The 15,366-nt window shown below is 58.4% G+C and carries 13 protein-coding genes; 12 read left to right on the plus strand and 1 reads right to left on the minus strand.

The annotated features are described in order from the left end of the window. Positions 1 to 52: 52 nt before the first annotated feature. From nuoC to H7R56_RS07710, 12 genes are all read left to right on the plus strand, one after another. Positions 53 to 1,858: an NADH-quinone oxidoreductase subunit C/D gene (nuoC, locus tag H7R56_RS07655; protein WP_182928564.1), complete on the plus strand. Its 1,806-nt coding sequence runs from the start codon at positions 53 to 55 to the stop codon at positions 1,856 to 1,858. 2 nt (positions 1,859 to 1,860) lie between these two features. Then, on the plus strand, positions 1,861 to 2,361 hold the full coding sequence (nuoE, locus tag H7R56_RS07660) for an NADH-quinone oxidoreductase subunit NuoE (RefSeq protein ID WP_002913160.1): 501 nt from the start codon (positions 1,861 to 1,863) through the stop codon (positions 2,359 to 2,361). Beyond that, a complete protein-coding gene (gene nuoF, locus H7R56_RS07665) occupies positions 2,361 to 3,698 on the plus strand; it encodes an NADH-quinone oxidoreductase subunit NuoF (protein ID WP_182928565.1) in 1,338 nt (445 codons plus the stop codon). Before nuoE ends, nuoF begins: the two co-directional genes overlap by 1 nt. Positions 3,699 to 3,730: 32 nt before the next feature. Continuing rightward, positions 3,731 to 6,457, plus strand: coding sequence for an NADH-quinone oxidoreductase subunit NuoG (nuoG, locus tag H7R56_RS07670; RefSeq protein ID WP_106924277.1), 2,727 nt, complete (start codon positions 3,731 to 3,733; stop codon positions 6,455 to 6,457). After that, positions 6,454 to 7,431 (plus strand): NADH-quinone oxidoreductase subunit NuoH, encoded by a 978-nt coding sequence (gene nuoH / locus H7R56_RS07675; RefSeq protein ID WP_035892479.1) that lies wholly within the window; start codon positions 6,454 to 6,456, stop codon positions 7,429 to 7,431. The genes nuoG and nuoH overlap by 4 nt, the downstream gene beginning before the upstream one ends. Positions 7,432 to 7,444: 13 nt before the next feature. Further along, positions 7,445 to 7,987, plus strand: coding sequence for an NADH-quinone oxidoreductase subunit NuoI (gene nuoI / locus H7R56_RS07680; protein WP_106924278.1), 543 nt, complete (start codon positions 7,445 to 7,447; stop codon positions 7,985 to 7,987). 11 nt (positions 7,988 to 7,998) lie between these two features. Next, positions 7,999 to 8,553, plus strand: coding sequence for an NADH-quinone oxidoreductase subunit J (gene nuoJ, locus H7R56_RS07685; protein ID WP_106924279.1), 555 nt, complete (start codon positions 7,999 to 8,001; stop codon positions 8,551 to 8,553). After that, positions 8,550 to 8,852, plus strand: coding sequence for an NADH-quinone oxidoreductase subunit NuoK (gene nuoK / locus H7R56_RS07690; RefSeq protein ID WP_035892477.1), 303 nt, complete (start codon positions 8,550 to 8,552; stop codon positions 8,850 to 8,852). Before nuoJ ends, nuoK begins: the two co-directional genes overlap by 4 nt. Then, positions 8,849 to 10,690 carry an NADH-quinone oxidoreductase subunit L gene (gene nuoL, locus H7R56_RS07695; RefSeq protein ID WP_106924280.1) on the plus strand — a complete coding sequence of 614 codons (1,842 nt, stop codon included), beginning with the start codon at positions 8,849 to 8,851 and terminating at the stop codon, positions 10,688 to 10,690. The genes nuoK and nuoL overlap by 4 nt, the downstream gene beginning before the upstream one ends. 100 nt (positions 10,691 to 10,790) lie before the next feature. Continuing rightward, entirely contained in the window at positions 10,791 to 12,320 is a 1,530-nt protein-coding gene (gene nuoM, locus H7R56_RS07700) for an NADH-quinone oxidoreductase subunit M (protein WP_182928566.1), read from the plus strand. Positions 12,321 to 12,326: 6 nt separating this feature from the next. Continuing rightward, positions 12,327 to 13,784, plus strand: a complete 1,458-nt coding sequence (nuoN, locus tag H7R56_RS07705) for an NADH-quinone oxidoreductase subunit NuoN (RefSeq protein ID WP_106924282.1) — start codon at positions 12,327 to 12,329, stop codon at positions 13,782 to 13,784. Between the two features lie 101 nt (positions 13,785 to 13,885). Beyond that, positions 13,886 to 14,281: a VOC family protein gene (locus H7R56_RS07710; protein ID WP_106924283.1), complete on the plus strand. Its 396-nt coding sequence runs from the start codon at positions 13,886 to 13,888 to the stop codon at positions 14,279 to 14,281. Positions 14,282 to 14,329: 48 nt separating this feature from the next. Here the strand turns inward: H7R56_RS07710 and H7R56_RS07715 are convergent, their stop codons facing one another. Further along, the gene (locus H7R56_RS07715; RefSeq protein WP_106924284.1) at positions 14,330 to 15,361 is read right to left on the minus strand and encodes a methionine synthase; all 1,032 of its coding nucleotides are present in this window, start codon (positions 15,359 to 15,361) and stop codon (positions 14,330 to 14,332) included. Positions 15,362 to 15,366 lie beyond the last annotated feature (5 nt).

Here is a 15,366-nt window from a genome sequence, read left to right on the forward strand (position 1 = left end):
AACATACAACAGCGCGAAGGCCACCTCCGGCAGTCACCACGGACCTTTTGCAATGGTGAACAATATGACCGATTTAACCGCGCAAGAAGCGGCCGCATGGCAAACCCGCGATCACCTTGATGATCCGGTCATCGGCGAACTGCGCAACCGTTTTGGGCCGGATGCATTTACCGTTCAGGCCACCCGCACCGGGGTTCCTGTCGTTTGGGTTAAGCGCGAGCAGCTGCTGGAGATCGTCGACTTCCTCAAGAAGTTGCCGAAGCCTTATGTGATGCTGTTTGACCTGCACGGCATGGATGAACGCTTACGTACCCACCGCGACGGTTTACCGGCCGCGGACTTTTCCGTTTTCTACCACCTGATCTCAATAGACCGCAATCGCGATATCATGCTCAAGGTGGCTTTGTCTGAAAACGACCTGAACGTGCCAACGCTGACCAAACTTTTCCCGAACGCCAACTGGTACGAGCGTGAAACCTGGGAAATGTTCGGCATTACCTTCAACGGCCACCCTAACCTGCGCCGCATCATGATGCCGTCGACCTGGGAAGGCCACCCGCTGCGTAAAGACTACCCGGCGCGCGCCACCGAATTCGACCCGTTTGAGCTGACCAAAGCCAAGCAGGATCTGGAAATGGAAGCGCTGACCTTCAAACCGGAAGAGTGGGGCATGAAGCGCGGGACCGAAAACGAGGACTTCATGTTCCTCAACCTCGGCCCGAACCACCCGTCTGCGCACGGTGCATTCCGTATTATTCTGCAGCTTGATGGCGAAGAGATTGTCGACTGCGTACCGGACATCGGCTATCACCACCGTGGTGCCGAGAAGATGGGCGAGCGTCAGTCCTGGCACAGCTACATTCCGTACACCGACCGTATCGAGTACCTCGGCGGCTGCGTGAACGAAATGCCGTACGTGCTGACGGTAGAAAAACTGGCCGGGATCACCGTGCCGGACCGCGTAAACGTTATTCGCGTGATGCTCTCCGAACTGTTCCGCATCAACAGCCACCTGCTGTACATTTCGACGTTTATTCAGGACGTCGGCGCGATGACGCCGGTCTTCTTCGCCTTTACCGACCGTCAGAAAATCTATGATCTGGTCGAAGCGATTACCGGTTTCCGTATGCACCCGGCCTGGTTCCGTATCGGCGGCGTGGCGCACGACCTGCCGCGCGGCTGGGATCGTCTGCTGCGTGAATTCCTCGAGTGGATGCCGAAGCGTCTGGACTCCTACGAGAAAGCCGCGCTGCGTAACACCATTCTGAAAGGCCGCTCCGTCGGCGTTGCGGCTTATACCGCAAAAGAAGCGCTGGAGTGGGGCACCACCGGTGCTGGCCTGCGCGCCACCGGTATCGGCTTCGACGTGCGTAAATGGCGTCCGTATTCTGGCTATGAAAACTTCGACTTTGAAATCCCGACCGGCGGTGGCGTTTCTGACTGCTACACCCGCGTGATGCTGAAAGTGGAAGAGCTGCGCCAGAGTCTGCGCATTCTTCAGCAGTGCCTCGACAACATGCCGGAAGGCCCGTTCAAAGCGGATCACCCGCTGACCACGCCGCCGCCGAAAGAGCGCACGCTGCAGCACATTGAAACCCTGATCACCCACTTCCTGCAGGTTTCCTGGGGCCCGGTTATGCCGGCGCAGGAGTCCTTCCAGATGGTGGAAGCGACCAAGGGTATTAACAGTTACTACCTGACCAGCGACGGCAGCACCATGAGCTACCGCACCCGTATCCGTACGCCGAGCTATGCGCACTTGCAGCAGATTCCGTCGGCGATCCGTGGCAGCCTGGTATCAGACCTTATCGTCTACCTGGGTAGTATTGATTTTGTTATGTCAGACGTGGACCGCTAATTATGCACGAGAATCAACAACCACAAACCGAGGCTTTTGAGCTGAGTGCGGCAGAGCGTGAAGCCATTGAGCACGAGAAGCACCACTACGAAGACCCGCGTGCGGCGTCCATTGAAGCGCTGAAAATCGTTCAGAAACAGCGCGGCTGGGTACCGGACGGCGCCATTTACGCTATTGCCGACGTGCTGGGTATTCCGGCGAGCGACGTCGAAGGCGTGGCGACGTTCTACAGCCAGATTTTCCGCCAGCCGGTCGGTCGTCACGTGATTCGCTACTGCGACAGCGTGGTGTGCCACATTACCGGTTACCAGGGTATTCAGGCGGCAATCGAGAAGAAGCTGAACATCAAACCGGGTCAAACCACCTTTGATGGTCGCTTCACGCTGCTGCCGACCTGCTGCCTGGGCAACTGCGACAAGGGGCCGACCATGATGATTGATGAGGACACTCACAGCCATCTGACGCCGGAAGCCATTCCTGACCTGCTGGAGCAGTATAAATAATGAAGAATATTATTCTGACTCCCGAAACCCATCCGCTGACCTGGCGTCTTCGTGACGACAAGCAGCCGGTGTGGCTGGAAGAGTATCAGGCGAAAAACGGCTATGCCGGGGCGCGAAAAGCGCTCACCGGGATGGCGCCGGACGAGATCGTCAACCAGGTAAAAGACGCTGGCCTGAAAGGGCGCGGCGGCGCGGGCTTTTCCACCGGTCTGAAGTGGAGCCTGATGCCGAAAGACGAATCCATGAATATCCGTTACCTGCTGTGTAACGCCGATGAAATGGAGCCGGGTACCTACAAAGACCGCCTGCTGATGGAACAGCTGCCGCACCTGCTGGTGGAAGGCATGCTGATCTCCGCGTTTGCCCTGAAGGCGTACCGCGGCTACATCTTCCTGCGTGGGGAATATATTGAAGCGGCGCAGCATCTGCGTAGTGCCATTGCGGAAGCCACCGAAGCGGGCCTGCTCGGGAAGAACATTCTCGGCACCGGCTTTGACTTCGAGCTGTTCGTGCACACCGGCGCCGGGCGTTATATCTGCGGTGAAGAAACCGCGCTGATTAACTCCCTCGAAGGCCGCCGCGCCAACCCGCGCTCCAAGCCGCCGTTCCCGGCAAGCTCCGGCGTATGGGGCAAACCGACCTGCGTCAACAACGTCGAAACGCTGTGTAACGTTCCGGCGATTCTGGCTAACGGCGTCGAGTGGTACCAGAACATCTCGAAAAGCAAAGATGCCGGTACCAAGCTGATGGGCTTCTCCGGCCGCGTGAAAAACCCGGGGCTGTGGGAGCTGCCGTTCGGCACGACGGCGCGTGAAATTCTCGAAGACTACGCGGGCGGCATGCGCGATGGCCTGAAGTTCAAAGCCTGGCAGCCAGGCGGCGCGGGGACCGACTTCCTGACCGAAGCGCACCTTGACCTGCCGATGGAATTCGAAAGCATCGGTAAAGCGGGCAGCCGTCTGGGGACGGCGCTGGCGATGGCCGTCGACCACGAGATTGGCATGGTGTCGCTGGTGCGTAACCTGGAAGAGTTCTTCGCCCGTGAGTCCTGCGGTTGGTGTACGCCGTGCCGCGACGGCCTGCCGTGGAGCGTGAAAATTCTGCGCGCCCTTGAAAAGGGTGAAGGCCAGCCTGGCGATATCGAGACGCTTGAGCAACTGTGTCGATTCTTAGGGCCGGGTAAAACCTTCTGCGCGCATGCGCCTGGTGCGGTTGAGCCGCTGCAGAGCGCCATTAAGTATTTCCGCGACGAATTCGAGGCAGGCATTAAGCAGCAGTTCAGCAATACCCATGCAATCAACGGGATTCAGCCGAACCTGCTTAAGACGCGCTGGTAATCTAAAGATTTATTTATTTTGGAAGCACGCTAATGGCTACGATTCATGTAGACGGCAAAGAATACGAGGTTAACGGAGCGGACAACCTGTTACAGGCATGTCTCTCTCTGGGCCTTGATATTCCATACTTTTGCTGGCACCCGGCGCTGGGCAGCGTCGGTGCTTGCCGCCAGTGTGCGGTGAAGCAATATCAAAACGCGGAAGACACGCGTGGTCGCCTGGTGATGTCCTGCATGACGCCGGCATCTGACGGCACCTTTATTTCTATCGACGACGCAGAAGCGAAGCAGTTCCGTGAAAGCGTGGTGGAGTGGCTGATGACCAACCACCCGCACGACTGTCCGGTCTGTGAAGAGGGCGGCAACTGCCACCTCCAGGATATGACCGTGATGACCGGCCATAGCTTCCGTCGCTATCGCTTTACGAAACGTACCCACCGTAACCAGGACCTGGGGCCGTTCATCTCTCACGAAATGAACCGCTGCATCGCCTGTTACCGCTGCGTGCGTTACTACAAAGACTACGCTGACGGCACCGATCTGGGCGTCTACGGCGCGCACGACAACGTCTACTTCGGGCGTCCGGAAGACGGCACCCTGGAGAGCGAATTCTCCGGTAACCTGGTCGAAATTTGCCCGACCGGCGTATTTACCGATAAAACCCACTCCGAGCGCTACAACCGTAAGTGGGACATGCAGTTTGCGCCAAGCATCTGCCAGCAGTGCTCGTTGGGCTGTAACACCAGCCCGGGCGAACGCTACGGCGAACTGCGTCGTATCGAAAACCGCTACAACGGCACCGTGAACCACTACTTCCTGTGCGATCGCGGTCGTTTCGGCTATGGCTATGTGAACCTGAAAGACCGTCCGCGTCAGCCGGTTCAGCGCCGTGGCGATGACCTGATTATGCTCAACGCCGAACAGGCGATGCAGGGTGCGGCGGATATTCTGCGCCAGTCGAAAAAGGTTATCGGTATCGGCTCCCCGCGCGCCAGCATCGAAAGCAACTTCGCGCTGCGCGAGCTGGTTGGAGCGGAAAACTTCTATACCGGTATTGCCCAGAGCGAGCAGGAACGTCTGCAGCTGGTACTGAAAGTGCTGCGCGAAGGCGGTATTCATACCCCGGCGCTGCGCGAAATTGAAACGTATGATGCGGTGCTGGTGTTGGGTGAAGATTTAACCCAGACCGGCGCGCGCGCAGCGCTGGCGGTTCGCCAGGCGGTCAAAGGTAAAGCGCGTGAAATGGCGGCAGCGCAAAAAGTGGCTGACTGGCAGATTGCGGCCATCCTCAACATTGGCCAGCGCGCAAAACATCCGCTGTTTGTGACCAACGTTGACGATACTCGTCTGGATGACATTGCGGCGTGGACCTATCGCGCACCGGTGGAAGACCAGGCGCGCCTGGGCTTTGCTATCGCGCACGCGCTGGATAACAGCGCCCCGGCCGTTGAAGGTCTGGATCGCGATCTGCAGGGCAAGATCGACGTGATCGTGCAGGCGCTGGCGGGAGCGAAGAAACCGCTGATTATTTCCGGTACCAACGCCGGAAGCGCGGAAATTATTCAGGCCGCAGCCAACGTGGCTAAAGCGCTGAAAGGCCGCGGCGCCGACGTGGGGGTTACCATGATTGCCCGCGCGGTGAACAGCATCGGTCTGGGCATGATTGGCGGCGGTTCTCTGGAAGCGGCGTTGAGCGAGCTGGAGTCCGGCGCAGCCGATGCGGTAGTGGTGCTGGAGAACGATCTGCACCGCCATGCTTCCGCTGCGCGCGTTGACGCTGCGCTTTCTAAAGCGCCGCTGGTGATGGTCATTGACCATCAGCGCACCGCGATTATGGATAAAGCGCACCTGGTGCTCTCCGCAGCAAGCTTCGCGGAAAGCGACGGTACGGTCATCAACAACGAAGGCCGCGCGCAGCGCTTCTTCCAGGTGTATGACCCGGCGTACTACGACAGCAAAACCGTGATGCTGGAAAGCTGGCGCTGGCTGCACTCGCTGCACAGCACCGTGCAGAGCCGCGAAGTGGACTGGACGCAGCTCGACCACGTGATCGATGCGGTGGTGGAAAAGCTGCCTCAGCTGGCGGGTATTAAAGACGCCGCGCCGGACGCAAGCTTCCGTATTCGCGGTCAGAAGCTGGCGCGTGAACCGCACCGCTACAGCGGTCGTACGGCAATGCGCGCAAACATCAGCGTGCACGAACCGCGTCAGCCGCAGGATAAAGACACCATGTTCGCCTTCTCGATGGAAGGGAACAACCAGCCGGGCGCGCCGCGCTCGCAGATCCCATTCGCATGGGCACCGGGCTGGAACTCCCCGCAGGCATGGAACAAGTTCCAGGCTGAAGTGGGCGGTAAACTGCGCCACGGCGACCCGGGCGTACGTCTGATTGAAGCTTCCGAAAGCGGTCTGGCGTTCTTCAGCGCCGTGCCGGAAAGTTTCCAGGCGCAGGAAGGCAGCTGGCGTATTGCACCTTACTACCATCTGTTCGGTAGTGACGAAATGTCCCAGCGTTCTCCGGTCTTCCAGAGCCGCATGCCGCAGCCGTACATCAAGCTTAACCCGGCGGACGCCGCGAAGCTTGGCGTCAACGCGGGCGCACGCATTGCCTTTAGCTATGACGGACAGACAATCAGCCTGCCGCTGATTATTTCTGAAGGTCTGGCGGCGGGGCAGGTCGGTCTGCCGATGGGCATGCCGGGCATTGCGCCGGTGATGGCGGGCGGGCGCCTTGATAATCTGCAGGAGGCAAAAGCATGAGTTGGTTAACGCCGGATCTGATTGAGATCCTCCTCAGCATCGTTAAAGCCGTGGTGATTCTGCTGGTGGTTGTCACCTGCGGGGCGTTCATGAGCTTTGGCGAACGTCGCCTTCTGGGCCTGTTCCAGAACCGCTACGGGCCAAACCGCGTAGGCTGGGGCGGTTCGCTCCAGCTCGTTGCCGATATGATCAAAATGTTCTTTAAAGAGGACTGGGTCCCGAAATTTACGGACCGTATGATCTTTACGCTGGCACCGGTTATCGCCTTCACCTCGCTGCTGCTGGCCTTCGCCATTGTGCCGGTCAGCCCAAGCTGGGTGGTCGCCGACCTGAACATCGGGATTCTGTTCTTCCTGATGATGGCGGGTCTGGCGGTCTACGCGGTGCTGTTCGCCGGTTGGTCGAGCAACAACAAATACTCCCTGCTGGGTGCGATGCGTGCGTCTGCGCAGACCCTGAGCTACGAAGTGTTCCTGGGCCTGTCTCTGATGGGCGTAGTGGCGCAGGCCGGTTCATTCAACATGACCGACATCGTCAATAACCAGGCGCACCTGTGGAACGTCATTCCTCAGTTCTTCGGCTTCATTACCTTTGCGATTGCGGGCGTGGCGGTGTGTCACCGTCACCCGTTTGACCAACCGGAAGCCGAGCAGGAGCTGGCCGATGGCTATCACATTGAATATTCCGGTATGAAATTCGGTCTGTTCTTCGTAGGCGAATACATCGGTATCGTCACCGTGTCAGCGCTGATCGTGACGCTGTTCTTCGGTGGCTGGCAAGGCCCGTTCTTACCGCCATTCATCTGGTTCGCGCTGAAAACCGCGTTCTTTATGATGATGTTCATTTTGATTCGTGCGTCGTTACCGCGTCCTCGTTATGACCAGGTAATGTCCTTCGGCTGGAAAGTGTGCCTGCCGCTGACGCTCATCAACTTGCTGGTAACGGCGGCTGTCATTCTCTGGCAGCAGCCATAAGGGGCTATAGACCATGACCTTAAAAGAATTAATCGTAGGCTTCGGCACCCAGGTACGCAGTATCTGGATGATCGGCCTGCATGCGTTCGCCAAACGCGAAACGCAAATGTACCCGGAAGAGCCGGTCTACCTGCCGCCGCGCTACCGTGGCCGTATCGTGCTGACGCGCGATCCGGACGGCGAAGAGCGCTGCGTTGCCTGTAACCTGTGTGCGGTAGCCTGCCCGGTAGGCTGTATCTCTCTGCAAAAAGCGGAGACCAAAGACGGTCGCTGGTATCCGGAGTTTTTCCGCATCAACTTCTCACGCTGCATTTTCTGCGGCCTGTGCGAAGAAGCGTGCCCGACCACGGCGATTCAGTTGACCCCGGATTTTGAACTGGGCGAATACAAGCGTCAGGATCTGGTGTACGAAAAAGAGGATCTGCTGATTTCCGGTCCGGGCAAATACCCGGAATATAACTTCTACCGGATGGCGGGTATGGCAATCGACGGCAAAGATAAAGGCGAAGCAGAGAACGAAGCCAAGCCTATCGACGTCAAGAGCCTGTTACCGTAAGGAGAGGGGCAATGGAATTCGCTTTTTATATCTGTGGCCTTGTTGCTGTCCTCGCGACGCTGCGAGTGATTACGCACACTAACCCGGTACACGCGCTGCTGTATCTGATTATCTCGCTGCTGGCGATTGCCGGGGTGTTCTTCTCGCTGGGGGCGTATTTCGCCGGTGCGCTGGAGATCATCGTTTACGCGGGCGCCATCATGGTGCTGTTCGTCTTCGTGGTGATGATGCTGAACCTGGGCGGTGCGGAAATCGCTCAGGAACGTCAGTGGCTGAAGCCGCAAATCTGGATTGGCCCGGCGATTCTTTCCGCCGTGCTGCTGGCTGTGATGGTGTACGCCATCCTCGGCCTGAATGACCAGGGCATTGATGGCAACGCCATCAGCGCGAAAGACGTCGGTATTGCGCTGTTCGGGCCGTACGTACTGGCGGTGGAACTGGCGTCGATGCTGCTGCTGGCGGGCCTGGTTGTGGCCTTCCATATCGGTCGTGAAGATCGCGCAGGCGAAGTGCTGAGCAATCGTTCGAACGATAGCGCGAAAAGGAAAACGGAGGAACACGCATGATTCCTTTACAACATGGGCTGATCCTCGCGGCGATTTTATTCGTGCTGGGTTTAACCGGTCTGGTTATCCGTCGCAACCTGCTGTTTATGCTGATTGGGCTGGAAATCATGATTAACGCCGCCGCGCTGGCCTTCGTGGTCGCCGGCAGCTACTGGGGCCAGACCGACGGTCAGGTGATGTATATCCTCGCCATTACCCTCGCGGCTGCGGAAGCGAGTATTGGCCTGGCGCTGCTGCTGCAGCTCCATCGTCGCCGCCAGAACCTGAACATCGATTCAGTAAGTGAGTTGCGCGGATGAACATGCTTGCCTTAACCATTATTTTGCCATTGATTGGCTTTGTGCTGCTGGCTTTCTCCCGCGGGCGCTGGTCGGAAAACCTCTCCGCCACCGTTGGCGTCGGGTCGATTGGCCTGGCCGCGCTGGTGACCGCCTTTGTCGGGGTAGACTTCTTTGCCAACGGCAAGCAGGCGTTCAGCCTGCCGCTGTGGACGTGGATGTCCGTCGGCGACTTTAACATTGGCTTCAGCCTGGTGCTGGACGGCCTGTCGCTGACCATGCTTTCCGTGGTTACCGGCGTGGGCTTCCTGATCCACATGTTCGCCTCCTGGTATATGCGCGGTGAAGAGGGCTACTCCCGCTTCTTCGCCTACACCAACCTGTTTATCGCCAGCATGGTTGTCCTGGTGCTGTCCGATAACCTGCTGCTGATGTACTTAGGCTGGGAAGGCGTGGGCCTGTGCTCCTATCTGCTGATCGGTTTCTACTACACCGATCCGAAGAACGGCGCTGCGGCGATGAAAGCCTTCGTTGTCACCCGCGTCGGTGACGTCTTCCTGGCGTTCGCGCTGTTCATTCTCTACAACGAGCTGGGCACGCTGAACTTCCGCGAAATGGTTGAACTGGCGCCGGCGCACTTTGCCGCAGGCAACGACATGCTGATGTGGGCAACCCTGATGCTGCTGGGCGGTGCGGTCGGTAAATCCGCGCAGCTGCCGCTGCAGACCTGGCTTGCGGATGCGATGGCGGGCCCAACGCCGGTTTCTGCGCTGATCCACGCAGCGACCATGGTGACCGCGGGCGTGTACCTGATTGCCCGTACTCACGGTCTGTTCCTGCTGACGCCGGAAGTGCTGCATCTGGTCGGGATTGTCGGGGCGATTACCCTGGTGCTGGCGGGCTTTGCCGCGCTGGTGCAGACCGATATCAAACGCGTGCTGGCCTACTCCACCATGAGCCAGATTGGCTACATGTTCCTGGCGCTTGGCGTACAGGCGTGGGATGCGGCGATTTTCCATCTGATGACTCACGCGTTCTTCAAAGCGCTACTGTTCCTGGCGTCCGGCTCGGTGATTCTGGCCTGCCATCACGAACAGAACATCTTCAAGATGGGTGGCCTGCGTAAGTCGATTCCGCTGGTGTATGCCTGCTTCCTGGTCGGTGGTGCCGCGCTCTCCGCGCTGCCGCTGATTACCGCGGGCTTCTTCAGTAAAGACGAAATCCTCGCCGGTGCGATGGCCAACGGTCATATCAATCTGATGGTTGCGGGCCTGGTCGGTGCATTCATGACCTCGCTCTATACCTTCCGTATGATCTTCATCGTCTTCCACGGTAAAGAGCAGATCCACGCGCACGCAGGGAAGGGGATTACCCATCATCTGCCGCTGATTGTGCTGATGATCCTGTCGACCTTTATTGGCGCACTGATTGTGCCGCCGCTGCACGGCGTATTGCCGGCCACGACCGAGCTGGAACATGGCCGCGTGCTGACGCTGGAAATCACCTCCGGCGTGGTGGCGATTGCCGGTATCCTGATTGCCGCATGGCTGTGGCTGGGCCAACGTAGCCTGGTCACCGCGATTGCCAACAGCGCGCCGGGCCGTCTGTTGGGCACCTGGTGGTACAACGCCTGGGGCTTTGACTGGTTGTACGACAAAGTGTTTGTGAAACCGTTCCTGGGCATCGCCTGGCTGCTGAAGAGTGACCCGCTGAATGCGCTGATGAACATTCCGGCCATCCTTTCTCGCCTGGCGGGTAAAGGTCTGGTGCTGAGTGCGAACGGCTATCTGCGCTGGTATGTCGCGTCAATGAGCATTGGTGCCGTCGTGGTGCTGGCGCTGTTGATGGTGTTGCGTTAATTCGTTGGGGAGGATTTTCCTCCCCATGAAAATGTCGTGCTGTTTTCCTGTTCCGGCGGGCGATGCGCTACCGGATAGATGAATAAGGAAATGAACTGCCATGTTATTACCCTGGCTAATACTGATTCCCTTTATCGGCGGTTTTCTCTGCTGGCAGACCGAACGCTTCGGCGTGAAGATGCCGCGCTGGATTGCGCTGGTCACCATGGGACTGACGCTCGCGCTTGGCCTGCAGCTGTGGCTGCAGGGCGGCTACTCACTCACGCAATCCGCCGGTCTGCCGCAGTGGCAGTCTGAGTTTATTCTGCCGTGGATCCCGCGCTTTGGCATTACTATCCATCTGGCTATCGACGGTCTGTCGCTGCTGATGGTGGTGCTGACCGGCCTGCTCGGCGTGCTGGCGGTGCTCTGTTCCTGGCGCGAAATCGAAAAATACCAGGGCTTCTTCCACCTCAACCTGATGTGGATCCTGGGCGGCGTAATCGGCGTGTTCCTCGCCATCGACATGTTCCTGTTCTTCTTCTTCTGGGAGATGATGCTGGTGCCGATGTACTTCCTGATCGCGCTGTGGGGGCATAAAGCCTCTGACGGTAAAACGCGTATCACGGCGGCCACCAAGTTCTTCATCTATACCCAAGCGAGCGGTCTGGTGATGCTGATTGCCATCCTGGCGCTGGTGTTCGTGCACCATAACGCGACCGGCGTGTGGACCTTCAACTATCAGGACCTGCTGAAAACCCCAATGTCGCACGGCGTGGAATACCTGCTGATGCTCGGCTTCTTCATCGCCTTCGCGGTGAAAATGCCGGTTGTGCCGCTGCACGGCTGGCTGCCGGACGCGCACTCTCAGGCACCGACCGCGGGTTCCGTTGACCTGGCGGGGATTCTGCTGAAAACCGCGGCCTACGGTCTGCTGCGCTTTGCGCTGCCGCTGTTCCCGAACGCCTCCGCCGAGTTCGCGCCTATCGCGATGTGGCTGGGTGTGATCGGTATCTTCTACGGCGCGTGGATGGCGTTTACCCAGTACGACATTAAACGCCTGATTGCCTACACCTCCGTTTCCCACATGGGCTTCGTACTGATTGCTATCTATACCGGTAGCCAGCTGGCGTACCAGGGGGCGGTGATTCAGATGATCGCGCACGGGCTGTCTGCGGCCGGTCTGTTCATTCTGTGCGGCCAGCTGTACGAACGTCTGCATACCCGCGACATGCGCCAGATGGGCGGCCTGTGGGGCAAAATTAAGTGGCTGCCGGCGCTGTCGATGTTCTTCGCGGTGGCGACGCTGGGGATGCCGGGTACCGGTAACTTCGTCGGTGAATTTATGATCCTGTTCGGCAGCTACCATGTCGTGCCGGTGATTACGGTGATTTCTACCTTCGGTCTGGTGTTTGCCTCCGTGTACTCGCTGGCGATGCTGCACCGGGCATACTTCGGCAAAGCGAAGAGCGAAATCGCGGCAAAAGAGCTGCCAGGGATGTCGCTGCGCGAGCTGTTTATCGTTCTGTTACTGGTCGTGCTTCTGGTTCTGCTGGGCTTCTACCCGCAGCCTATTCTGGACACGTCACATTCTGCGATGAGCAACATCCAGCAGTGGTTTGTTAATTCTGTTTCAACTACAAGGCCGTAATTCGCCATGACAATAACTCCACAACAACTGATCGCGCTGTTACCGCTGCTGATCGTCGGCTTGACGGTGGTGGTTGTGATGCTCTCCATTGCGTGGCGACGCAATCACTTCCTCAATGCCACGCTGTCGGTCATTGGGCTTAACGCCGCGCTGGTTTCGCTCTGGTTTGTTGGCCAGGCGGGCGCCATGGACGTCACGCCGCTGATGCGCGTTGACGGTTACGCAATGCTCTACACCGGGCTGGTGCTGCTGGCGAGCCTTGCCACCTGTACGTTCGCTTATCCGTGGCTTGAGGGCTATACCGATAACAAGGAAGAGTTCTACCTGCTGGTGCTGATTGCCGCGCTCGGCGGCATTCTGCTGGCGAACGCCAACCACCTGGCGGCGCTGTTCCTCGGTATTGAGCTGATTTCACTGCCGCTGTTCGGCCTGATTGGCTATGCCTTCCGACAGAAGCGTTCTCTGGAAGCGAGCATCAAGTACACCATTCTGTCAGCGGCGGCTTCGTCCTTCCTGCTGTTCGGTATGGCGCTGCTGTACGCGCAGTCTGGCGATCTCTCCTTCCTGGCGCTCGGCAAGAGCCTCAGTGATAACATGCTGCACGAACCGCTGCTGCTGGCGGGGCTGGGCATGATGATCGTGGGCCTGGGCTTCAAGCTCTCGCTGGTGCCGTTCCACCTGTGGACGCCGGACGTCTATCAGGGTGCCCCTGCGCCGGTGTCAACCTTCCTGGCAACCGCCAGCAAGATTGCCATTTTTGGCGTGGTGATGCGTCTGTTCCTGTACGCCCCGGTCGGCGACAGCGAAGCGGTACGCGTGGTGCTGGGCCTGATTGCCTTCGCTTCCATCATCTTCGGTAACCTGATGGCGCTCAGCCAGACCAACATCAAGCGTCTGCTCGGCTACTCGTCTATCTCTCACCTCGGCTACCTGCTGGTGGCGCTGATTGCGCTGCACAGCGGCGAGATGTCGATGGAAACTGTAGGCGTGTATCTGGCCGGTTATCTGTTCAGCAGCCTCGGCGCTTTCGGCGTGGTGAGCCTGATGTCCAGCCCGTACCGTGGCCCGGATGCTGACTCGCTGTACTCCTACCGTGGCCTGTTCTGGAATCGCCCGATTCTGGCGGCGGTGATGACGGTGATGATGCTGTCGCTGGCCGGTATTCCGATGACCCTTGGCTTTATCGGTAAGTTCTACGTACTGGCCGTCGGCGTGCAGGCACACCTGTGGTGGCTGGTCGGCGCGGTAGTCGTTGGTTCCGCGATTGGCCTTTACTACTACCTGCGCGTGGCCGTCAGCCTGTATCTCAGCGCGCCGCAGCAGCCGGGCCGCGATGCGCCGTCTAACTGGCAGTACAGCGCGGGCGGTATCGTGGTGCTGATCTCCGCACTGCTGGTGCTGGTGCTGGGTATTTATCCGCAGCCGCTGATTAGCATTGTGCAGATGGCGATGCCGCTGATGTAATGTTCCTGCTGATGATGTGAAGAACCGCCGATTTATCGGCGGTTTTTTTATGCCTGAAAGCGTGTAGGGTATACGGCGTATGAATCTGAACGGAGCAGCGAATGAGAACGCAAAAAAGGTGCCTGGGGCACATCGCCATTGTGGTTGACGACTACGACCGCGCGATTGAGTACTACACGGACAAACTGGGGTTCACGCTGATTGAAGATACGCCGCAGCCGGGAAAACGCTGGGTGGTGGTATCACCCAACCCGGAAAGCGACTGTAACCTTTTGCTGGCGCGCGCGTCTAACGAACGGCAGCAGGGTTTTATCGGTAATCAGTGCGGCGGGAGAGTATTTCTGTTTCTGCAGACCGATGATTTCTGGCGCGATTACCATGCGATGAAGGCCAAAGGTGTGCATTTTTGCGAAGCGCCGCGGGAGGAGGAGTATGGTACGGTGGTGGTGTTTGAAGATCTGTATGGCAACCGCTGGGATCTGTATCAGAACGCGTAGCCTGCGTAACTGACAGGCGATCCTGGCGATCGCCTGTGTCTTGTGACGTTATTTCGCCGTCAGTTCCCGGCGAATGATCTCCGCCCCCGCGCTGAGCGCATTCAGCTTGCCCTGGGCCACGTGGCGCGGCAGCGGTGCCATGCCGCAGTTGGTTGATGGGTAGAGTTTATCGGCATCAACGAACTGCAGGGCTTTGCGTAGGGTATCGGCGACTTCCTCCGGCGTCTCGACGGCGTGGTTGGCGACATCAATTGCGCCGACCATCACCTTCTTGCCGCGAATCAGCGCCAGCAGATCCATCGGTACGCGGGAGTTATGGCACTCCAGCGAGATGATATCGATATTCGATGCCTGCAGCTTCGGAAACGCTTCTTCGTATTGACGCCACTCGCTGCCCAGCGTCTTTTTCCAGTCGGTGTTGGCTTTAATGCCGTAGCCGTAGCAGATGTGCACGGCCGTTTCGCATTTCAGCCCTTCAATCGCCCGCTCTAAGGCTGCGATGCCCCAGTCGTTGACCTCATCGAAGAAAACGTTAAACGCCGGCTCGTCAAACTGGATAATATCGACGCCGGCGGCTTCCAGCTCGCGGGCTTCCTGGTTGAGGATTTTGGCAAATTCCCACGCCAGCTTTTCGCGGCTTTTGTAGTGGGCGTCGTAAAGGGTATCGATCATGGTCATCGGCCCCGGCAGCGCCCATTTTATCGGCTGCTTGGTGAGCTGACGTAAATAGCGCGCGTCATCCACGAACACCGGTTTTTTACGCTCGACGGCGCCAACCACCGTGGGCACGCTGGCGTCATAGCGATTACGAATTTTCACCACTTCGCGTTTTTCAAAATCCACGCCGCTGAGGTGCTCAATAAACGTGGTAACAAAGTGCTGACGGGTTTGCTCGCCGTCGCTGACAATATCAATGCCCGCGCGCAGCTGGTCGTCCAGCGATAAACGCAGCGCATCCTGTTTGCCGAGAATCAGCTCTTCGTTCTGTAATTTCCACGGCGACCACAGCGTTTCCGGCTGCGCAAGCCAGGACGGTTTCGGTAAGCTGCCAGCCGTTGAAGTCGGGAGCAATGTTTTCATAAGTA

It is taken from the genome of Klebsiella sp. WP3-W18-ESBL-02 (genome assembly GCF_014168815.1).
Taxonomy (GTDB): Bacteria; Pseudomonadota; Gammaproteobacteria; order Enterobacterales; family Enterobacteriaceae; genus Kluyvera; species Kluyvera ascorbata_B.

What these genes read in the sequence shown, in the direction of transcription:
- nuoK (WP_035892477.1), top strand. Translation starts at nt 8,550, where the DNA reads ATGATTCCTTTACAACATGGGCTGATCCTCGCGGCGATTTTATTCGTG.
- nuoL (WP_106924280.1), top strand. Translation starts at nt 8,849, where the DNA reads ATGAACATGCTTGCCTTAACCATTATTTTGCCATTGATTGGCTTTGTG.
- nuoC (WP_182928564.1), top strand. Translation starts at nt 53, where the DNA reads ATGGTGAACAATATGACCGATTTAACCGCGCAAGAAGCGGCCGCATGG.
- nuoI (WP_106924278.1), top strand. Translation starts at nt 7,445, where the DNA reads ATGACCTTAAAAGAATTAATCGTAGGCTTCGGCACCCAGGTACGCAGT.
- nuoN (WP_106924282.1), top strand. Translation starts at nt 12,327, where the DNA reads ATGACAATAACTCCACAACAACTGATCGCGCTGTTACCGCTGCTGATC.
- H7R56_RS07710 (WP_106924283.1), top strand. Translation starts at nt 13,886, where the DNA reads ATGAGAACGCAAAAAAGGTGCCTGGGGCACATCGCCATTGTGGTTGAC.
- nuoE (WP_002913160.1), top strand. Translation starts at nt 1,861, where the DNA reads ATGCACGAGAATCAACAACCACAAACCGAGGCTTTTGAGCTGAGTGCG.
- nuoH (WP_035892479.1), top strand. Translation starts at nt 6,454, where the DNA reads ATGAGTTGGTTAACGCCGGATCTGATTGAGATCCTCCTCAGCATCGTT.
- nuoG (WP_106924277.1), top strand. Translation starts at nt 3,731, where the DNA reads ATGGCTACGATTCATGTAGACGGCAAAGAATACGAGGTTAACGGAGCG.
- nuoJ (WP_106924279.1), top strand. Translation starts at nt 7,999, where the DNA reads ATGGAATTCGCTTTTTATATCTGTGGCCTTGTTGCTGTCCTCGCGACG.
- H7R56_RS07715 (WP_106924284.1), bottom strand. Translation starts at nt 15,361, where the DNA reads ATGAAAACATTGCTCCCGACTTCAACGGCTGGCAGCTTACCGAAACCG.
- nuoF (WP_182928565.1), top strand. Translation starts at nt 2,361, where the DNA reads ATGAAGAATATTATTCTGACTCCCGAAACCCATCCGCTGACCTGGCGT.
- nuoM (WP_182928566.1), top strand. Translation starts at nt 10,791, where the DNA reads ATGTTATTACCCTGGCTAATACTGATTCCCTTTATCGGCGGTTTTCTC.